This window comes from Priestia sp. D3YE.R1, assembly GCF_049199565.1.
GTDB classification, from domain to species: domain Bacteria; phylum Bacillota; class Bacilli; order Bacillales; family Bacillaceae_H; genus Priestia; species Priestia aryabhattai.
In genome coordinates this window covers 1,692,145-1,709,886 of the sequence record NZ_JBLTHW010000001.1, presented here as the reverse complement: position 1 = coordinate 1,709,886, position 17,742 = coordinate 1,692,145, and the positions used below count along the sequence as shown (strand labels likewise).

The 17,742-nt window shown below is 38.1% G+C and carries 22 protein-coding genes; 12 read left to right on the top strand and 10 right to left on the bottom strand.

Annotated elements, in window-relative coordinates:
• Window positions 1-286 precede the first annotated feature (286 nt).
• The 4 genes from ACOZIR_RS09245 to ACOZIR_RS09230 all read right to left on the bottom strand — a co-directional run bounded on the left by ACOZIR_RS09245 (window position 287) and on the right by ACOZIR_RS09230 (window position 4,730).
• Window positions 287-1,174 carry a sulfite exporter TauE/SafE family protein gene (locus tag ACOZIR_RS09245; RefSeq protein ID WP_013057718.1) on the bottom strand — a complete coding sequence of 296 codons (888 nt, stop codon included), beginning with the start codon at window positions 1,172-1,174 and terminating at the stop codon, window positions 287-289.
• A gap of 249 nt (window positions 1,175-1,423) precedes the next feature.
• Complete coding sequence (locus tag ACOZIR_RS09240; protein WP_045294849.1) at window positions 1,424-2,518, bottom strand: NADH-dependent flavin oxidoreductase; 1,095 nt, start codon at window positions 2,516-2,518, stop codon at window positions 1,424-1,426.
• 90 nt (window positions 2,519-2,608) lie between these two features.
• Window positions 2,609-3,163 (bottom strand): signal peptidase I, encoded by a 555-nt coding sequence (gene lepB / locus ACOZIR_RS09235; RefSeq protein ID WP_028412768.1) that lies wholly within the window; start codon window positions 3,161-3,163, stop codon window positions 2,609-2,611.
• 499 nt (window positions 3,164-3,662) lie between these two features.
• The gene (locus ACOZIR_RS09230) at window positions 3,663-4,730 is read right to left on the bottom strand and encodes an undecaprenyldiphospho-muramoylpentapeptide beta-N-acetylglucosaminyltransferase (protein WP_029714620.1); all 1,068 of its coding nucleotides are present in this window, start codon (window positions 4,728-4,730) and stop codon (window positions 3,663-3,665) included.
• Window positions 4,731-4,907: 177 nt separating this feature from the next.
• On the opposite strand from ACOZIR_RS09230, the gene ACOZIR_RS09225 reads away from it, so the two are divergent.
• A complete protein-coding gene (locus ACOZIR_RS09225) occupies window positions 4,908-5,243 on the top strand; it encodes a CHY zinc finger protein (RefSeq protein WP_045294847.1) in 336 nt (111 codons plus the stop codon).
• A 19-nt stretch (window positions 5,244-5,262) separates the two neighbouring features.
• Here ACOZIR_RS09225 and ACOZIR_RS09220 read toward each other — a convergent pair whose 3' ends face one another.
• A complete protein-coding gene (locus ACOZIR_RS09220) occupies window positions 5,263-5,577 on the bottom strand; it encodes an ArsR/SmtB family transcription factor (RefSeq protein WP_013083811.1) in 315 nt (104 codons plus the stop codon).
• 204 nt (window positions 5,578-5,781) lie between these two features.
• Between ACOZIR_RS09220 and ACOZIR_RS09215 the strand changes: the two genes are divergently transcribed.
• The 4 genes from ACOZIR_RS09215 (at window position 5,782) to ACOZIR_RS09200 (ending at window position 8,159) form a co-directional block, all read left to right on the top strand.
• Window positions 5,782-6,066, top strand: a complete 285-nt coding sequence (locus ACOZIR_RS09215; protein WP_013057729.1) for a putative quinol monooxygenase — start codon at window positions 5,782-5,784, stop codon at window positions 6,064-6,066.
• A 29-nt stretch (window positions 6,067-6,095) separates the two neighbouring features.
• Entirely contained in the window at window positions 6,096-6,833 is a 738-nt protein-coding gene (gene nfsA / locus ACOZIR_RS09210) for an oxygen-insensitive NADPH nitroreductase (protein ID WP_045294845.1), read from the top strand.
• 92 nt (window positions 6,834-6,925) lie between these two features.
• Complete coding sequence (locus ACOZIR_RS09205; protein ID WP_045294844.1) at window positions 6,926-7,363, top strand: hypothetical protein; 438 nt, start codon at window positions 6,926-6,928, stop codon at window positions 7,361-7,363.
• 115 nt (window positions 7,364-7,478) lie between these two features.
• Entirely contained in the window at window positions 7,479-8,159 is a 681-nt protein-coding gene (locus tag ACOZIR_RS09200) for a DUF4397 domain-containing protein (protein WP_045294843.1), read from the top strand.
• 35 nt (window positions 8,160-8,194) lie between these two features.
• Here the strand turns inward: ACOZIR_RS09200 and ACOZIR_RS09195 are convergent, their stop codons facing one another.
• Window positions 8,195-8,728, bottom strand: coding sequence for a GrpB family protein (locus ACOZIR_RS09195; protein WP_028412757.1), 534 nt, complete (start codon window positions 8,726-8,728; stop codon window positions 8,195-8,197).
• A 570-nt stretch (window positions 8,729-9,298) separates the two neighbouring features.
• On the opposite strand from ACOZIR_RS09195, the gene ACOZIR_RS09190 reads away from it, so the two are divergent.
• Window positions 9,299-10,588: an SH3 domain-containing protein gene (locus tag ACOZIR_RS09190; RefSeq protein ID WP_421535552.1), complete on the top strand. Its 1,290-nt coding sequence runs from the start codon at window positions 9,299-9,301 to the stop codon at window positions 10,586-10,588.
• 29 nt (window positions 10,589-10,617) lie between these two features.
• On the opposite strand, the gene rpsN is transcribed toward ACOZIR_RS09190, so the two are convergent.
• Window positions 10,618-10,887, bottom strand: coding sequence for a 30S ribosomal protein S14 (gene rpsN / locus ACOZIR_RS09185; RefSeq protein WP_045293278.1), 270 nt, complete (start codon window positions 10,885-10,887; stop codon window positions 10,618-10,620).
• 411 nt (window positions 10,888-11,298) lie between these two features.
• Between rpsN and ACOZIR_RS09180 the strand changes: the two genes are divergently transcribed.
• The 3 genes from ACOZIR_RS09180 (at window position 11,299) to ACOZIR_RS09170 (ending at window position 13,113) form a co-directional block, all read left to right on the top strand.
• A complete protein-coding gene (locus ACOZIR_RS09180; RefSeq protein ID WP_013057736.1) occupies window positions 11,299-11,574 on the top strand; it encodes an AbrB/MazE/SpoVT family DNA-binding domain-containing protein in 276 nt (91 codons plus the stop codon).
• A 122-nt stretch (window positions 11,575-11,696) separates the two neighbouring features.
• Complete coding sequence (locus ACOZIR_RS09175) at window positions 11,697-12,158, top strand: DinB family protein (RefSeq protein WP_045293279.1); 462 nt, start codon at window positions 11,697-11,699, stop codon at window positions 12,156-12,158.
• A gap of 187 nt (window positions 12,159-12,345) precedes the next feature.
• Window positions 12,346-13,113 carry a class I SAM-dependent methyltransferase gene (locus ACOZIR_RS09170; RefSeq protein ID WP_045293281.1) on the top strand — a complete coding sequence of 256 codons (768 nt, stop codon included), beginning with the start codon at window positions 12,346-12,348 and terminating at the stop codon, window positions 13,111-13,113.
• 15 nt (window positions 13,114-13,128) lie between these two features.
• On the opposite strand, the gene ACOZIR_RS09165 is transcribed toward ACOZIR_RS09170, so the two are convergent.
• Complete coding sequence (locus tag ACOZIR_RS09165; RefSeq protein WP_045293283.1) at window positions 13,129-13,809, bottom strand: FHA domain-containing protein; 681 nt, start codon at window positions 13,807-13,809, stop codon at window positions 13,129-13,131.
• Window positions 13,810-14,126: 317 nt separating this feature from the next.
• Here ACOZIR_RS09165 and ACOZIR_RS09160 point away from each other — a divergent pair, with 317 nt between their 5' ends.
• Window positions 14,127-14,261 (top strand): hypothetical protein, encoded by a 135-nt coding sequence (locus tag ACOZIR_RS09160; protein ID WP_013057740.1) that lies wholly within the window; start codon window positions 14,127-14,129, stop codon window positions 14,259-14,261.
• A 58-nt stretch (window positions 14,262-14,319) separates the two neighbouring features.
• Here ACOZIR_RS09160 and cobT read toward each other — a convergent pair whose 3' ends face one another.
• Complete coding sequence (gene cobT, locus ACOZIR_RS09155; RefSeq protein ID WP_221777852.1) at window positions 14,320-15,357, bottom strand: nicotinate-nucleotide--dimethylbenzimidazole phosphoribosyltransferase; 1,038 nt, start codon at window positions 15,355-15,357, stop codon at window positions 14,320-14,322.
• A 162-nt stretch (window positions 15,358-15,519) separates the two neighbouring features.
• Between cobT and ACOZIR_RS09150 the strand changes: the two genes are divergently transcribed.
• Window positions 15,520-16,386 carry a YitT family protein gene (locus ACOZIR_RS09150; protein WP_014459409.1) on the top strand — a complete coding sequence of 289 codons (867 nt, stop codon included), beginning with the start codon at window positions 15,520-15,522 and terminating at the stop codon, window positions 16,384-16,386.
• A 66-nt stretch (window positions 16,387-16,452) separates the two neighbouring features.
• Complete coding sequence (locus tag ACOZIR_RS09145; RefSeq protein ID WP_310877848.1) at window positions 16,453-16,812, top strand: hypothetical protein; 360 nt, start codon at window positions 16,453-16,455, stop codon at window positions 16,810-16,812.
• 325 nt (window positions 16,813-17,137) lie between these two features.
• Here the strand turns inward: ACOZIR_RS09145 and ACOZIR_RS09140 are convergent, their stop codons facing one another.
• Window positions 17,138-17,584: a GNAT family N-acetyltransferase gene (locus ACOZIR_RS09140; protein WP_045293289.1), complete on the bottom strand. Its 447-nt coding sequence runs from the start codon at window positions 17,582-17,584 to the stop codon at window positions 17,138-17,140.
• Between the last annotated feature and the right edge of the window lie 158 nt (window positions 17,585-17,742).

Here is a 17,742-nt window from a genome sequence, read left to right as displayed (position 1 = left end):
GAAATCACCCCAATCTAAAGACAAACAAATGGGATAATGCGCTAGTATGCATCCCTTGTTACGACGGATTTCCGTACAAGGTTTCGCTTTCCGAGGGCGGCCGCTCCTGCAGGGCCTCATCTGTTCCACTTTGCCTTGCCCTTCAACCAACAGCTAGAAGCCACTATATACATGAAGCTGCCTTCACTTTAACCATAAAAAAATCTGAACACATTTGATTCTCCATCAAGAATCAAACACGTTCAGATCTTTCTTTAACTAAGCTACTTTTATTCCATCCTCTTTATTACGAAACTTCTACGTTTCGATTTTGATTATACTTTTTCCCTTGTAACAGTGAGTAAATGATCGCTGCTGCCCACACAATAAGTATGAATGCATATACAGCTATCTGAGTAGAGCTGCTTGATACCCAAGTGTTTAAGAGTGTTCGAGCATTTGTTAAGATGATAAACCCACCAACAAGTGAACCAAGCAAGTGAGCCGGGATAATACGAACAAACCATGCAGCAATCGGAGCCGCGATAATTCCGCCAATCATAAGGGCACCTACCCAGAACCAGTTTACCTGCTCCCAGCCAAGAGAAATTAAAAAGCCAAGTGTAGCCGAGACGGCAATAGCAAATTCACTTGTATCCACGGTTCCAACGACTTTCCGTGCTGTTGTGCCTTTTTTAGCTAGCAATACAGGCGTTGCAATGGGCCCCCAGCCGCCGCCTCCTGTAGCATCAGCAAATCCAGCAATTAATCCCAACGGAATGGACTGCTTCGTCGATAAAGGTTTAGTGCTCTTTTCTTCGTTTGTTTTAAACGTAAATAAAAAACGAAATAACACATAAACTCCTAGGAGCAATAAGAATGTTGAAACGTAAGGCCTTACTGCATCTCCAGGTAAATTACTTAGAAAGCAGGCTCCTACAAAAGCTCCGATGGAACCTGGGATAATCAGTTTTAACACCATCGATTTATCTACGTTTCCAAATTTAATATGCGAAACACCAGAAGCTGCTGTTGTTACAACTTCTGCTAAGTGAACAGATGCGGAAGCCACAGCTGGTGCAATTCCAAACGTTAAAAGCAGCGTAGTTGACGTCACCCCGTATGCCATTCCGAGTGATCCATCAATTAACTGAGCTAAAAAGCCAATAAGTGCAAACGTAATTAACTTTTTCATGTTGTCCCTCCACTTTCATCTTCTGTTAGAAAGCACAAAAAGGCCTCCAACAGTTGTTTGCTAGAAGCCTTCGGTATGTCCGATCAGCTGTCCGTTTTATGAATAAGTTGTTTATATTGTAATCCTAACTATTCCTAGAAGTCAACTGTGTTTTTAGTTTTTCTTTTAGTCTATGTATGCTGCTTGGTTATAGTATCAGTAAAATAAAATTCTTCTTGTTAAGTCAACCACATAAAAACGACCGCTCACTTAATAAGGGCGGTCATTTTTATGCATGTCTTGCCAGTGAGCTAGCACTTCAGGTGGCAAACTCACATCTTTATCTAATGACGTCACATCCATAGAAGCAGGCTCATCGCTATTTATCACTTTTTCTACCCAATCTGGCTGTACAACTAATGCTTGTTCAATCGTAATTAAAGACAGCCCTTGCTCAAAAGCTTCTGCTACTTCCGTTGCCATAAGTCCTCCTGTACCCACAAGAGGGACCCTGTGATTGACGTGCTTAACAATCGAAGAAAGCAGTGAATGATTTTCTTCCCTTTTTGAGGTAGGTTCATGTAAAGCACTGATATGTAAATAATCAATTTCTGTATAAACAAGACGGTCAATCCACTCAAATGTATCTTCCACTTTATTTCCTAAATAGCCTTTTTCTTTGGGCGCTAATGTATATCCCACAATAAATGGTTTGCCCGCATGTGCTGCTCGACGCGTCACTTCACGAATAACTTCAAGTGCAAAAGTGAAGCGGTTTTCTGCACTTCCACCATAAGAATCACTTCGTTCATTGGCTTGCCTTGATATAAACTGCTGCAGTAAACATTCATTTCCCCCGTCAATTTCTACTCCATCAAACCCTGCTTCCATAGCTCTGGTGGTAGCTTCGCCAAATGCTTGAACAATATAAGTTATATCGCGCTCGGTCATTTGAACAGGCTTTTTCCCTTTACGTTTATGAGGCTTTTCACTTGGGCTAATGGCTTGCCACTTATTTTCCATTTCTACGCACTTTCTGCCCCCGTGCGATAGTTGAAGAATCGCTTTAGCTCCTCTTCTATGAATCATTTGGGTTAGTTGATGAAGCTTTCGTATGACCTGATCACGATGAATTCCGATTTGACCATGTGCTACTTGGCCATTTTCTGTGATAAACGCGGGACCGATAATTACCGTACTGACGCCCCCTACTCGTTTTTCGTAAAAAGACATATCAATATCGGATATTTCTCCGTTTTCCCGTGAAGCGTATGTGAGGATAGGTCCCATTGCTAATCGATTTTTCATCTCAAGAGCATCAACAAATTTAAAATGTTTAAATAATTTTTCATAGGCTGCCTTCAATTAATTCACACCTTTTTTCCTTAGCTTACCCATCTAGGAGCCGAGTAGACATAGGCACAAAAAAAGAAATACCTTTGCCGGCATTTCTTTTTACGTCGTTTTTCTTATTTTTTTGACGGGGTAAAATACAAATTCGCTTTTTCCCACAATCCGTTTTTCATCAATGAGACCTAGACCATTACGGCTATCCATACTGTACAGACGGTTATCACCCATTACAAATACTTCGTTTTTAGGTATTTGAACGGGTTCAAAATCTCCTGTTAGCTCCATATCCATGTTGTTGGCAATTTGACGATTCGTTTTTAAATAAGGTTCACTTACTTTTTTATCATCAATATAAAGCTGATCTTTTTTCATTTCGATTTTTTCACCTGGCAGACCGATTACTCTTTTTACATAATGCTTATTCTTAGCCTCATCTTTAATAATCACAATATCTCCGCGGCGAATATCATGAAGCGAATACGACAGTTTATTCACAAACAAACGCTCTCCGTTATGCAGCGTTGGGTTCATTGAAGCGCCTTCTACAATATACGGAGAAAATAAAAATGCGCGAATCATAAATACTAGAGCGATAGCGAAGATAATTGTTTTGAATATGCTGCGTAATTGATCGCTTTTTGTTTTTTCCGTAGTCAATATACTTTGTCTCCTTTGTACAGCTCACTTTTCTTATGTAAAAAGCAAGAAACTTCTTACTTTAACACTTATTCTAACTTAATCATAGAAAGAACTGAAATCAAATGTTTTATGCTATGTAAAAAAAGAACCTCTAACAAATGTTAGAGGCTTACATTACGCAAGTTTCGTCTTTACATCTCTTATTATAACATTAATTATATAAAAAAAGACTACCTTTTATGTAAAAATTATGTTTTTTACGCAAACTTAACTAAATCTTCACATTTAAAGGCGTTTCTCCACGTATAAAAAGTTGAGAGATACAATACTCTATAATCTCTCTTCGCCGCACAGATCCAATAAAAATGTTTTGGTTATCTATAATCGGCACAACATTTTGTTCAGACGCGCGTGACAAAATACTTTCCATTTCATCATGAATTATTTTACGGCCTGCTTCCTCCTTCTCCTCTTTCGGAAAAAAAGCGTTCTTATCTCCTCGATAAGAACGCTTTTTTTAGCTCATTTTCTCAATTTCATTTACAAGAATTGAAATGGCATCCGTTTTTGTTGCTTCACGCATTGTACGCTTCATCGTACTTGCCTGCTGCTGAAGCTCATTTACTTCACGCAAAAACAGTTCTTTTGTTAACTGCTCTTCTTCTACAACCATGCAGTAGCCTTTTTTCTTAAAGGATTGTGCATTTAAAATTTGATCTCCGCGACTCTGTGCTTTTGATAAAGGAATAATCATCATCGGTTTATGAAGAGCTAAAAACTCAAAAATGGCATTTGATCCGCCGCGTGTAATCACATAATCAGTTGCCGCTAGAACATCAGGAAGCTGTTCGTTTACGTATTCTAACTGACGGTAGCCGGACTCTTTTTCAAGGCTTGTATCAATATTGCCTTTTCCGCAAAGGTGTACAATTTGGAATTTCTTTTGCAGTTCAGGCAAAGACTCTCGAACAATTTCATTAATACGGCGTGCTCCTAAACTTCCGCCCATAATCGTTAAAATTGGGCGCTTATCATAAAAGCGAAGCCAGCTTTCCCCGTTCGCTGCGCTTCCGCTAAATAATTCTTTTCGAATAGGTGAACCAACGACCTGCACTTTTTCTTTTGGAAAGTAGTTTGCCGCTTCATCAAAAGAAGTAAAAATTTTAGTGGCAAATTTCTGCGCAATTTTATTTGCCAGTCCCGGTGTTAAATCACTTTCATGAATGAACACGGGAATGTTTAAAGATTTAGCAGCCATTACAACAGGAACTGTGACAAAACCGCCTTTTGAAAAAACAAGAGAAGGCTTTAGCTTTTTTAGCACGCGACGTGCATCGCCAACCCCTTTTGCTACTCGAAATACATCTTTTACATTTTCCATATCGACGTAGCGACGCAGCTTTCCGCTTGAAATCGCATGATATGGAACGTTTAATTTTGTAATTAATTCTTTCTCAATACCATTATGAGAACCGACATAATGGATATCCCATTTTTCACTGTCTAATTCTTTCATAATGGCAATGTTTGGTGTTACGTGCCCAGCTGTTCCGCCTCCGGTAAAAACGATAACTTGCTTACTCATTTTTTCTTCCTCTCTTTACTTCACTTAATCGATCTGTTTTGACATCAATTTTTATCTGATCTTTTTAGCATGCAATCTGACATGTAAAACGATGGTTTTATTATAGCATTTTTCTTTTTACATATGTATGATAAGGCGTATAAAAGCATGCTATACTTTTCATAAGGAGTGATGATAATGAACAAATCTGTACCTGCAGTAAAAGGGGACACAGTGGATTCCGAAACGCGCTGTACGCACTATCATACGGATAAAGATATTATCGCAATAAAATTTTATTGCTGTCATACATATTATCCGTGCTATCAATGTCATAACGGACATGCGGATCACGACATTAAAAGGTGGCCAAAAGCTATGTTTAATGAAAAAGCTATTCTTTGCGGAGTATGTAAACATGAGCTATCAATTAATGAATACTTAACCTGTAACTCGACTTGCCCTCACTGTCGTTCTTCTTTTAATCCCGGATGCAGCCTGCATGGACACATTTATTTTGAACAAAAAAGCTGAACAAAACATCGTTCAGCTTTTAAAACAATTGCTCATCTATATTTATAATGGAAGGAAGCAGACCTGGGAACAATTCCTCAAGTTCTTCTAAACGCAAGGAGTAATAGTGCTGCGTACCTTCTATACGTAGTTTGATAATTCCAGCTTCGCGAAGTACTTTAATATGATGTGATAGCGTTGATTTTGATACATTTAATTTTTGATAATACGAACAGGTCTGCTCCTTTCTTGTCGCTAAACACTGTACAATTCGCAGCCGATTAGGATCACTCAACGCGTGTAGAATAGGCGTTAATTTAATTTCAGATTTCGGTGGTTGATAAGGTTTTCTCATGCTTAAAATATAACACAGCTTCTTTTGTGTATCAATGTTCGATAACTTTCGAACTAAATTCCTTGCACTGTTATTTAATCGGTGTTATAGTTTCATTGTTCGATGATATTCGAACTTATCTTCATTTTAATCATAAATTGAATGAAAGATTAAAAACAAAACAAATAATATAAAGCACCATCATTATTAAAGGAGGAATCACCCATGATTCATTTACAAGCTTCAATGAAAGTTAACCCAGCAAAAAGAGAAGAATTTTTAGAAAACGTACAAGAACTAATTAAGCATTCTTTACAAGAAGAAGGAAACAGCAACTATCAACTATTTGAAGATGCTTTTACACCTAACACATTTATGATGATTGAAGAGTGGAAAAGCGAAGAAGCAATTCAAGCACACAATAAATCAGCTCACTTCCAAAGTTTTGTAGCATTTGCTCAAACTGGCGTACTTGTAGCACCTTTAGATGTAAAAACATTACAAGGCTAAGAATAACTTCTTTGAAAGGATGACGCATCATGAATGAAGCAATTCGTACAATTCAAGATCATCGTTCTATCCGTCAGTATACAGACGAAGCAGTAAGCGACGAACATTTAGATACGATTATCCAATCTGCTCAGTCAGCCGCTTCTTCTATTAACGGACAGCAAGTGACTATTATTAGCGTCCAAGATAAAGAAAAAAAGAAAAAGCTTTCAGAGCTTGCGGGCAACCAAGCGTGGATTGACCAAGCTCCTCTATTCTTAATCTTTTGTGCGGATTTTAATCGTGCTAAGATTGCTGCTGAGCTTAACGATGCGCCTCTTGGCGTAACCGATGGACTTGAGTCAATTTTAGTGGGGGCAACCGATGCTGGAATTTCTTTAGAAGCCGCAACAGTTGCAGCAGAATCACTCGGTTTAGGTACAGTCCCAATCGGAGGAATTCGCAGAAAGCCGCTTGAAGTCATTGAACTGCTAGATTTACCGGAATACGTATTCCCAGTAAGCGGTCTTGTCGTTGGACATCCAGCAGATCAGTCTGCGAAAAAACCTCGATTGCCACAAGCTGCTGTGCACCATCGGGAAAGCTATAATCACGACTTAAAGTCATTGATTCAAGACTATGATGCTGAAATGGCAGAGTATATGAAAATGAGAACAAACGGTGCTGATGACCGCAACTGGTCACAAACTGTATCAGCTATTTATAAAACCATTTATTATCCAGAAGTTCGAGCGATGCTTGAAAAACAAGGGTTTAAATTCGAATAACCAAAAGCTGCGATGAACATCGCAGCTTTTTTATCTACTTTAACAGCGTACTGAATAGACTAAAAGTAATACTCAATAAATGAGGTGTTGATATGGAGTTTATTTTAATTTGTAATTTTCTTTTAGGTGCAACCGCAGCGTTTTTATTGGTACCGGCTTTTACAAAAAAGCACACCCTTCACGTGACTTTACTTTCTCTCCTTTTCCTCCTTTCGATTGTCCCGACTTTTCTTCTCGCTAATCCACATATCGGCGTTTTACCTTGGGCTATTCGAGACACTCTTCTATTGTTCTCCGCTTTCCTTTTCTTTTATTTAACCTTCACTTTAAACAGATGGGAAACGCTCTTGTTTTTTCTTCTATTTTTACTGTCGATTGCTCCTCTTACCTACGTCGTATATGATGACTTCACGCATACGTATATAGATGCCAATATTGGGCTTGGCCTAGGCTTTTTATTGACATGGCTCCTCACAGCTCTGTACAATATTTTAGCTATTCTTCGATTTTTCCGTCAGAAATCTCAGTAAACACGTCAAAAGTTAACAAACAAACGAATAGTTGATTTTATTTAGTATACGCTAACAACTGCACAGTCCTTCTCTTTACATAAAGCTGTGTATACTAAAAAAGGAGTGATACTTGATGAAACGACTATTCGTAATGGTAGCAGTGATTGCCTTCTTGGCACTTAGCCGCATGTTAGTATTTGCCGCTGAAACACCTCCTGCTGCAGATGAGCGACCAGCTCAAAATGCAGAAGTTCGTATCGTTCATGCTTCACCTGATGCTCCAGCTGTAGACATTTTTGTGGATGACAAAGCTTTAGTAGAAGGAGCAAAGTTTAAAGATGTCTCCAACTCCCTGCCTTTGTCAGCTGGTTCTCATAAAGTAGAAGTATACGAAGCGAAGACAAAAGGAACAAAAGATTCCATCATCGAAGCTACCCTTGTTGTAGACGGTGGAAAATCGTATACAGTAGCCGCTGTAAATAAAGCAGAAAATCTTGAACTACAGGCTTTCACGAATAATAAGCAAGGGATGGCTGGAAAAGCAAGCTTGCGTGTTGCTCATTTATCTCCTGATGCTCCTGCGGTAAACGTAGGTCCTAAAGGTGCTGTTCCTTTATTTAAAGATCTGTCTTTTAAAAGCATTTCAGGTTATCAAGTAGTAAATCCGGGTTCGTATGATCTATCTGTTTCCACAGCAGATGGAAAAGAAATACTAAGTCTTCCAGGAACAAATCTTCAAAGCGGTAAAAACTATACGGTTCTCGCAGTAAATACTGCTGACAAGCTTGAGACCATTGTTTTACAAGATAATTAATTTAAAAAACGTCATTTCAATTGAAATGACGTTTTTTATAGACTGCGCTGAATGAATTCTTCTTTTTTGTACTCATAGGTAGAAATATCGTTCCACAATCGTTTTGAAAGCTCGTATTTCATACCTTCATATTTTTTTCTAGCACGTTCGCTCGAGCGTAACTGCTCCCTGAAATTAATTCTTTCATTCCAGTAAGGTGATTCACTGACCGTTACGTACACATGACTTCTTCTAGCATCATGTGGAATGAGCTTACGGGCATTTTTAGCTGTCATAATTGGAGGGTAGTGTGCAGCTGGAACACCTTCCTTTAATAAGACGAACATCTCTTTTTCCGCTACATATACGTGAGATTTATTTTTTAATATAGCGCGCACTTCATTTATGTCTTCTTCACGTTTGACTCCGATTAAAATATCAACGATTGGTGAACCTGCCAATCCAGGAACGGACGTGCTTCCAATATGTTCGATGTCTACTGAAAAATCTTTTAGTGTATTAAGCAACGCTTCTTTTTCCATTTGATACAAAAGCGACCACTTTGTTTCATACTGAACAATCTTTCGCATATCAGTTTCCACCCTTTCACTTTTTTATACTGTACCATGTTTTAAAATAAAAAGAAAGAATTTTCTAACTATTTACTTTTGGTTTATGCTACGAGCTTTACACCCCTCTAGACAGGCTTTATATTATTTTATATATTTTTGTTATTTTTATTCTAAATGTTTCATAATTGTGGATGTTTCCTCCTCCAAAAGATAGATACTCTTTTATTTTCTATCTCTCCTCTATCATATTCACATTCAGCTGCTTTATACTATTTCACATTTTTTCTAGTATAAAACATGTCCTCAAAACATCGGTGAACAAAGGACTAAAGACCTTTAAATGCCCTTAATATCCCTGAATTTCTCCTTTGATATAATTATATTTTACATTAATGTAAAATTTTATCTGTAAGGATGGCAGATAGTTCAAATTCATTATACAATTGAATTTCGACATATAGTATGATGGATAATATCGGCATTATGAGATAATAGTAGATTTCACTCAAAATTTTGGGCTATTTGCCGATATATGCTTTGTATACCAATTAACTTATGTTGAAATTTGTAATTTGCAAGGAGGAAAAAATGAATAAAAAACATGTCATGTACACAGCCGTTTCTTCTGTTCTCTTAAGCTCTTCATTGCTTTTGCATTCAATTGATGCAGATGCAGCTGAATCGGCCAAAGTAACTGCTACATCGTTAAATGTACGTGCAACGCCTAGTACAAGCGGTGCCGTCGTTGGAAAAATAACGAAGGGAAACACCGTTAATATAGTAGATGAAAGCAAGGGATGGGCTAAAATTACGTATAACGGTAAAGAAGCTTGGATTTCATCTCAATACATAAACAAAACGCAAACAACCAGTACGTCCACGGCAAATTCGACATCCAAGTCAGCGGTCGTTAACGCCAGTTCATTAAACGTTCGCTCTTCTGCAAGCACAAGCGCATCGGTCGTGACAAACTTACCGCGCAATTCAAAAGTAACGGTGGTAAAAGAAAGCGGATCTTGGTCACAGATCAAAACGGCATCAGGTCAAACAGGCTGGGTAGCAAGTCAGTATTTAAAAGCTGATTCTGGACAGTCTTCACAATCAGCCCAGTCGATTCAAATTACAAAAGCTTCAAATTTGCGCAGTCAGCCGAGCTTAAGTGCGGGAATTATTCGTGTAGCAAAAGCAGGTGAAAGATTCAAAAAAATAGGCGAAGCAAATGACTGGGTGCAAATTCAGTACTCAGGGAGTCAAACAGCATGGGTATCAAAAGGGCTAACAGCTGCGGCTGGTTCTACAACTTTAGCTAGTTTACCTTCCCCATCTGCTGCTTTAAAAGATAAAATTATTGTGGTAGACGCTGGGCACGGCGGATATGATCCTGGCACTTCAGGCAAGTCATCAATTGAGAAAAACTTAGCGTTAACAACAGCAAAACTTGTGGCAAGCCGCTTAGCTAATTCTGGAGCAAATGTATTTATGACACGTTCAAACGATACTTTTATTTCACTGAGCGGACGCGTGGATGTTAGTGAAGCAAAGCATGCAGATGCATTTATCAGCATTCACTATAACGCGTCTACGTCATCTTCTGCAAACGGCATCGCATCATTTTATTACAGTGAATCCAAAGATAAAGAATTAGCAAAATATATTCAAGAAAGCATGGCTGAAAACGCGCCTTCTATGAAAGATATGGGGGTTCGTTTTGGAGATTATTATGTTACTCGAGAAAACAACCAGCGGGCTGTACTTCTTGAATTAGGCTTTTTATCAAATGCTCACGACGAGCAAATTGTTTCTTCTAACGCGTATCAGCAGCAAATATCTACAGGTATTTACCAAGGGATTGCTCGATACTTCGCAGCTAATAAATAATAAAAGCCCTCATTATGAGGGCTTTTATACTACCAGCTTGCTTTTTTAACACCTGGGATTTGTCCTTTGTAGGCCAATTCCCTAAAAGCGATGCGTGACATTTCAAATTTTCTAAGATAGCCTCGCGGACGACCGGTAACGCGGCAGCGATTATTTAAGCGCGTTGCTGAAGAATCTCTAGGCAATTTTTTTAACGCTTCGTAATCTCCTTTTTCCTTCAGCTCTTGGCGTAATTGCGCATACTTCGCTACCATCTCTTGACGTTTTTGTTCTTTTACCACTTTTGATTTTTTAGCCAAACTCTTTGTCATCCTTTCGTTTTAATAATTTTTTATTTGAAATACGTAATCATTACGATTTAATTATTTTGAGCAAATTACTTTTTAAATTTAATCATATTTTCTTCATTTTTTCAACTTGTTTGCTTTCACGCTTACATGTAGCCTGCCCTAGGCTGCTGCATAAACATAAAAAAAATGTATGTCAAATGTAATTAATTCCTTCATCTCCTATATCATACAAAGAGCCCTATATATTCCATATTGTAGGAGGATTTGTATTTACAGATAATATTTCAATAATATTACAGTTCATTTACATATTAATAACTTCGACAAATTTAGCGGTTATCTAGTATATAATCATCTTAGAAATTCCAAAAATAATATTTTGCGTACTCAATAAAATATAAAAGTAAAGGTGATTAAAAAATGAAATCGACTGGTATTGTAAGAAAAGTAGATGATTTAGGTCGTATCGTAATTCCTAAAGAGTTAAGACGTGTTCTTGAAATAGATGTAAAAGATCCTGTTGAAATTTTTGTCGAAACAGATCGAATTATTTTAAAGAAATATGAGCCGAACGGTGCTTGTGCGATTACTGGCGAAGTATCTTCTGACAACGTAACAATCGCAGATGGTAAATTAACTTTAAGCCGCGAAGGTATGGAGTTATTACTTGAAGAGTTAAAACAACGTAATTTCTAATAATAAGAAAAGCAGCTGCTCACATGCAGCTGTTTTTCTTTTTGAGAAGGTTTTTTTCTTCGCTTTCTGTTGTTCAAATGCTATACTCAGAAGCGGAATACATAATAAAGGAGCGTGTTATCATGACAGTTGAACAAATTACTCATCACTTTTTAGCACATCGAAACGTAACGAATGAATTAATCAACAAAATTGAAGCAGGTCACTACGACTACAAACCTGCTCCGACATCTATGTCTGCTTTTGACTTATCTACGCATATTTTAACATCTTTTTATGCATTTGCATCAGTGGTAAAATCCGGCGATTTATCGCCCCTTGGTCAAAAAGCTGATTTTAGCGGCAAGTCATTATCAGACCTTGCAGCTGAATATACGAAAAAAACAGTAGACGTATTACGTTCACTTAGCGAAGATGATTTAAACAAGACAATTGACGCCACTGCAGCGTTTGGAAGAAAGCTTCCCGGAAGACAACTTTTACAAATGGCCATTGACCATGAAATTCATCATAAAGGAAATTTATACGTCTACGTACGTGAGATGGGTCATACGGATCTTCCTCTATTTGTTCAGTTCGGTTAATGGTTATAAAATAGTTCGGCTTGTAAGCGCCCAAGCTAGAAGTTTGGTGCGCTTTTTCTTCGGAGTTTTCGGCATAATAAGTAAGATATATGGTATAATTCTATCAATAACTTCATATCTACTATTCAAAGCTTGTTTCTTCTTATAAAACGATAGTCATCATCTTTTACAAAGGAGGAATCACTTCATGAGTCAAACTGTTAATCAACAAAAAATTGCTCAAGTGTATCATCTTCCGTTTGTTTCTTCATTTGGAGGAAGTGCTATGAACCTTCTTTCTCCTCAAGCTGGCGAACATATTTTAGATATTGGCTGTGGCACTGGCGAATTTATTTCGCAGCTCAATAAGCTTCATGTCCGTGCGACGGGCATCGATTGCTCTGAAAATATGATTGAACAGGCTCGTCATCAGTACCCAACTCTATCCTTTGAACAGGTAAATGCCCTTAACCTTCCTTATTACGAACAATTTGACGCAGTTTTTTCCAATGCAACTTTACACGACATCCGTCCCCCTCATCTTGTCATTAAAAACATTTACAATGCTTTAAAACCAAATGGCCGATTTGTAGCAGAATTTTGGGGAAAAGGAAACATGGACGAAATTTTCACAGAAATCATTCGTCAATTTAAAACGTTTGATATCCCTTATAACGATGTAGATTTCCCATGGTACTTTCCTTCTGTAGCTGAATATTCTTCTCTTTTGGAATCACAGAATTTTCAAGTCACCACGGCTATACACTACAGCCGTCCCTTCTTGTTAAAAGGGGAAAACGGCTTGCGTAATTGGCTGGAAACAAATGCAGCCCCTCTTTTTGCTCACGTGACAACAGAAACTAAAAATGTCCTCATTACGCGCTTAGAAAATCGAATGCAAGACAAACTATTTCAAAACGGATCTTGGCTAGCAGAAGCTAAACATATACGTGTACATGCTGTTAAACGAGATTAAAAAATGGACGTGATTCTATTCACGTCCATTTTCGTTAAAGTGCAGCCAATATCCTTTTCCTCGAATCACTTCGATTTCTAAATACGTCCCTATTTTTTTACGAACCCGGTAAATCAGTGCATTCAGCTCTTCTGCTGCTACTAGAATTTCTCCATTTGACTCTACTCGTTCAGGCCAAACGCTTTTTTTTAATGCTTCTTTTGAAACAAATTGATTGCTGTATTCTAGAAGATAAGCTAAGCAAGCGTATTCTTTATCTGACAGAATATACGTTTCCTCTTTTACTTTTACTTTCTGTAAAATTGGATCTAATGTGTAAAATGGCTTATTTATTTGTTTTAGCAAAGGGCCTAAATCGAGGGTGGCATCTATATCATCATTTCTAAATACTAAAGCTGCCTCCTCATTTGCTAAGGTAATGGCATCCCGATCGTTCAATAAACGAGGGGTTCCAGGCTGTAACTCTTCTCCGTTTACTTTTGTCCCGTGTTTACTAAACAAGTCTGTAATGAAAAAGGCATTGCTTTCGTACGTTACTTCAAAATGCTTGCGTGAAATGTAAGCACTTTGAAAGGCCAGATAAGGCTCCCATTCTTCACTGCTTCGTCCGATAATACAGGCTTTATCTTTTGGAATAGGGACGGAAGCTCCTTCATAAAAAGGAGCACCGTTCCGAATAATCAACATACCGTTCATTGTTTGCTCACACTCTTTTTTAAAATTTTCTGACTCTTATCATGTAATTATAACACTCACATTTATTGAGATTTCTTCCAACTTTGGATAACATCATAGTATAGTCAGTTATATGATAAAGGTTGTTGCCATGTAAGTAAACCTTTAGAGCAATCCTTTTCTAACTGAAAAATACGTATTCTTTGCCCTGCTGTAACGGGGATACAATTTTGTTGTAAAATAATTTGATTTTTAGTAACTTTGACATATGTTCTCTCTTTTTAAAGCGGAGTAAAATAGGAAAATACGTGAAATATTTACATAATGGAGGAAGACCAATGGGACGTTTGCCAAAAGATAGAGAAATTCAAGCGATTAAACGACGCGTTGCACTGGTATTGTTAATTATTGGATCGTTTATTTTAACAGGTGCTAGCTTTAGCATTTATTGGTTTATGATGTTAAAAATATAAGATTTTTTTATAAAATAAAGAAAAAAGACATGGTTTTGTTCCCATGTCTTTTTTAGGTTTATTCTTTCTCAGACACTCCGGCAGATTGAAACGTGGCCATATTGGCAATCATGAGTGAAGCTGATTGCAGCAGCGGAAATGTAACAGCAGCTCCACTTCCTTCACCTAACCGAAGATTGAGGTTGAGGAGCGGTTTTTTGCCAAGAAGCTTCATTGCACACGCATGACCTTGTTCAACAGATTCGTGACTAGCAAACATATAGTCTCTTGCTTGTGTATTGATTTCTGTCGCTAGAAGGGCTGCAACTGTACAAATAAAACCATCTACTAAAATAGGAATACGGTGAGCAGCTGCCGCCAGCATAGCACCTGTCATCCCGGCAATTTCAAGACCCCCTATTTTACTAATAATATCAATGGGATCCTGAGGGTTGATGTGCCTGTTTTGGAGCGCTTCTTCAATCACGTTCACTTTGTGGCGCAGTTGTTCGTCAGAAATTCCTGTGCCCATTCCTGCAAGCTTAGAGACTTTTTCTCCTGTTAATACAGCTAAAATAGCCGTGCTTGACGTAGTGTTTCCGATGCCCATTTCTCCTACAATCAAACATTTAATTCCTTTTGCAATAAGCTCTTCAGCTTCTTCATATCCGACTTGAACAGCCTGTTCTGCCTCACTGCGCGTCATCGCGTCTTCTTTATAAAAACTTGCTGTGCCCAGCTTCACTTTGCGTTGTACAAGGTCCTTATGGGAAAGGTTAGAAGCAATGCCGATGTCAATCAGTTTGAACTGGGCATCTATTTGCCCACTAAACACGTTAATAGCTGCTCCCCCCTGCAAAAAATTCAGCGCCATTTGTGCCGTTACGTCTTGCGGATAAGCTGAAACTCCTTCTTTTACAATTCCATGATCGCCTGCAAAAACGAGGACTCCTGGCGGCGTGACTGCCGGAAAAACTTCCCCGGTCATGGCGGCTAATTCAACTGCTATTTCTTCGAGTCTTCCAAGGCTTCCTATCGGTTTGGTTAATGTATCAATATAGCGTGCCGCTTTTTCGCCAGCGCTTGTTTGAAGCGGTGGAATAGAAACGTTTATCATATGTACAGCTCCTTTATTTCAGTAAATGTCTACCGTTTAATTTAACAGGATTTTGTTTATTCTGGCTAGTCTTTTTTAAAGTAGATAATTGGATAGAGTTCCCAAGACTTAGTTATACTAGTAAGAGTTGTGTATAGGCAGTATGTTGAAAGGAAAGATTTTATGACAACGAAACAGCACAAAAAGGAAAAGGCAGGTCGGCTCATTTACCGCTACATTATGATGTTAATTGGAGCTTCCTTGGCTGCCGTTTCTATCGAATTATTTTTAGTCCCAAATTCCGTAATTGATGGCGGTATTATCGGTATTTCTCTAATTTTAGTTTACTTAACGAAATTGCCGTTCAGTCTTCTTATCATCATCTTTAATCTCCCTTTTTTATATAGTGGATACAAACAAATTGGTCGTAGCTTCTGCTTTTCATCTATGTTTGCAGTTGTTGCTTTATCCATTGTAGAATCTCAATTGCACCATGTTCCAGCTGTAACATCTGAACCGCTTCTTGCTACTGTATTTGGCGGGCTCCTGTTAGGAGCAGGTGTAGGAACGGTCATTCGTCACGGCGGAGCGTTAGATGGAACTGAGATTTTAGGTATTTTATTAACAAAAAAAATCCCGTTTTCTGTGGGCGAATTTGTGATGTTTTTAAATATCTTCATTTTTGCTTGGGCAGGGTTTGTGCTAGGTTGGGAACAGGCCATGTACTCGATCCTTACGTACTATATTGCTTCTAAAACAATCGATGCGATTATTCAAGGGCTTGATGAAACAAAAGCAGCTTTTATTGTTTCTAATCACTATGAAGAGCTATCAGACGCTATTACGCATCGGCTAGGTCGCGGCGTGACGAAGCTGTATGGTAAAGGTGGATTTGAAGGTACAGAAAAAGAAGTCATATACGTAGTTGTGACGCGTTTAGAAATTACCAAGCTTAAAACCATTATTTCTGAAATTGATCCACATGCATTTACAACCATTATGGATACCCAAGAAGCACAGGGCGGCAAATTCAAATCAGCCATCCACTAACTATACATAAGCGTGGATTTCTCTGAGCATGCTAATAGCTGACTACCCGTAAAGGAGCTCACCACAATGAAAGAACAAGTGTCCAACTTATTTCACCAATTAAAACAGTCGGTTTCCGTTGTATCTGATAAGTTATATGACAAAGTACATACGCTGCAATCATCACCAGGAGTGAGTGTGTTTGAACTGTATGAATGGATTAAAGAAAATCCAAGCACAAGCGTACAAAAGCAAACGCTGCTCGGGATTTCGTACTCTTTCTATACACTCCACGCAGACGGCGTTTTTTTCTATATGGAAACGAAATATGATTATTTACTTTACATGACTATTTATAGTCCAACACGTCATTATTTCACCTATCATTCTTACAGAGATTCTTTATCAACAGTGACTCCCTTGACGTTTCCTATTACTAAACAATAAAAAGCTCCTCAATCGAGGAGCTTTTTTTATATGGTTATCTTCCTTTTCGGACTTTAAAGATAAACAGCGCAAGTAAAAAACCGCTCGTTGCAGTTACTATTTTCCACGCGTTTAAGATTGGATTTTTTTTCAAGGTCCTGCTCCTTCCTTGCGGCTATACTAAAAATAGGATGGCCGCCTTTCAAACAGCTAGTCCAACTTCCCCCTACTATTCATACGATCATCTAACATATAGCCCACCGACATTTTCATCAATTTCACTTTTCATACTATAACATATTTTTGCCATTTAGTAGAAGTCTTAAAAGTAAAAGCTGCACTTCTCTTAAAAAAAACGGTATTGAACCCCTGCATTTTCTTTACCGTTCATTTTTTGATAAAGGTTTTGAGCAACTTTGTTTTCACTGCTGCACTCAGCGGTCATACCTGCAAACTCATACTTTTGAGAATAGGCAAGGCAGATCTTAAACAAACGTTCACCAATTTTATTTCCTCTGTTTAAAGGAGATACGTACAAATCTTTTAAGACGCCTGTTTCTTTAAAATAATAGGTGCTCCACGATACGTACACCGTCGCAAAGCCTACTAGTTTCCCTTCCAATTCAGCAACAAACTGAATACCGTAGGAAGGATTATTCAATAGGCGCTTAATATGTAAAGTTAAAGCTTTCCGGGAAGGGTCAGGCTGCTCACAGAATTTCACTATATATTCTTGCATTAACGTAGCCAGTCGCTCTCGATCAGTTTCAACCGCCTGTCGAATGACAACCATTTAATCACTCCTTTTAGCTCAACGCTTTTAACATAATTCGATAGCTATACTTTTTTTCCTTTCGTTTTCGTGAAAAGCTCCCTATTTTTACAGAATAGGTATTTAAAGCAAACAACCTTATAGGGCTTATGGTTGAGGAGAGAGGAGGTTTTAAAAAA

What these genes read in the sequence shown, in the direction of transcription:
- ACOZIR_RS09195 (WP_028412757.1), bottom strand. Translation starts at nt 8,728, where the DNA reads ATGCGAAAGATTGTTCAGTATGAAACAAAGTGGTCGCTTTTGTATCAA.
- ACOZIR_RS09215 (WP_013057729.1), top strand. Translation starts at nt 5,782, where the DNA reads ATGATTCATTTACAAGCTTCAATGAAAGTTAACCCAGCAAAAAGAGAA.
- ACOZIR_RS09165 (WP_045293283.1), bottom strand. Translation starts at nt 13,809, where the DNA reads ATGAACGGTATGTTGATTATTCGGAACGGTGCTCCTTTTTATGAAGGA.
- ACOZIR_RS09200 (WP_045294843.1), top strand. Translation starts at nt 7,479, where the DNA reads ATGAAACGACTATTCGTAATGGTAGCAGTGATTGCCTTCTTGGCACTT.
- ACOZIR_RS09145 (WP_310877848.1), top strand. Translation starts at nt 16,453, where the DNA reads ATGAAAGAACAAGTGTCCAACTTATTTCACCAATTAAAACAGTCGGTT.
- cobT (WP_221777852.1), bottom strand. Translation starts at nt 15,357, where the DNA reads ATGATAAACGTTTCTATTCCACCGCTTCAAACAAGCGCTGGCGAAAAA.
- ACOZIR_RS09160 (WP_013057740.1), top strand. Translation starts at nt 14,127, where the DNA reads ATGGGACGTTTGCCAAAAGATAGAGAAATTCAAGCGATTAAACGACGC.
- ACOZIR_RS09220 (WP_013083811.1), bottom strand. Translation starts at nt 5,577, where the DNA reads ATGAGAAAACCTTATCAACCACCGAAATCTGAAATTAAATTAACGCCT.
- ACOZIR_RS09245 (WP_013057718.1), bottom strand. Translation starts at nt 1,174, where the DNA reads ATGAAAAAGTTAATTACGTTTGCACTTATTGGCTTTTTAGCTCAGTTA.
- ACOZIR_RS09190 (WP_421535552.1), top strand. Translation starts at nt 9,299, where the DNA reads ATGAATAAAAAACATGTCATGTACACAGCCGTTTCTTCTGTTCTCTTA.
- ACOZIR_RS09170 (WP_045293281.1), top strand. Translation starts at nt 12,346, where the DNA reads ATGAGTCAAACTGTTAATCAACAAAAAATTGCTCAAGTGTATCATCTT.
- ACOZIR_RS09180 (WP_013057736.1), top strand. Translation starts at nt 11,299, where the DNA reads ATGAAATCGACTGGTATTGTAAGAAAAGTAGATGATTTAGGTCGTATC.
- ACOZIR_RS09225 (WP_045294847.1), top strand. Translation starts at nt 4,908, where the DNA reads ATGAACAAATCTGTACCTGCAGTAAAAGGGGACACAGTGGATTCCGAA.
- nfsA (WP_045294845.1), top strand. Translation starts at nt 6,096, where the DNA reads ATGAATGAAGCAATTCGTACAATTCAAGATCATCGTTCTATCCGTCAG.
- ACOZIR_RS09205 (WP_045294844.1), top strand. Translation starts at nt 6,926, where the DNA reads ATGGAGTTTATTTTAATTTGTAATTTTCTTTTAGGTGCAACCGCAGCG.
- ACOZIR_RS09175 (WP_045293279.1), top strand. Translation starts at nt 11,697, where the DNA reads ATGACAGTTGAACAAATTACTCATCACTTTTTAGCACATCGAAACGTA.
- ACOZIR_RS09150 (WP_014459409.1), top strand. Translation starts at nt 15,520, where the DNA reads ATGACAACGAAACAGCACAAAAAGGAAAAGGCAGGTCGGCTCATTTAC.
- ACOZIR_RS09140 (WP_045293289.1), bottom strand. Translation starts at nt 17,584, where the DNA reads ATGGTTGTCATTCGACAGGCGGTTGAAACTGATCGAGAGCGACTGGCT.
- ACOZIR_RS09230 (WP_029714620.1), bottom strand. Translation starts at nt 4,730, where the DNA reads ATGAGTAAGCAAGTTATCGTTTTTACCGGAGGCGGAACAGCTGGGCAC.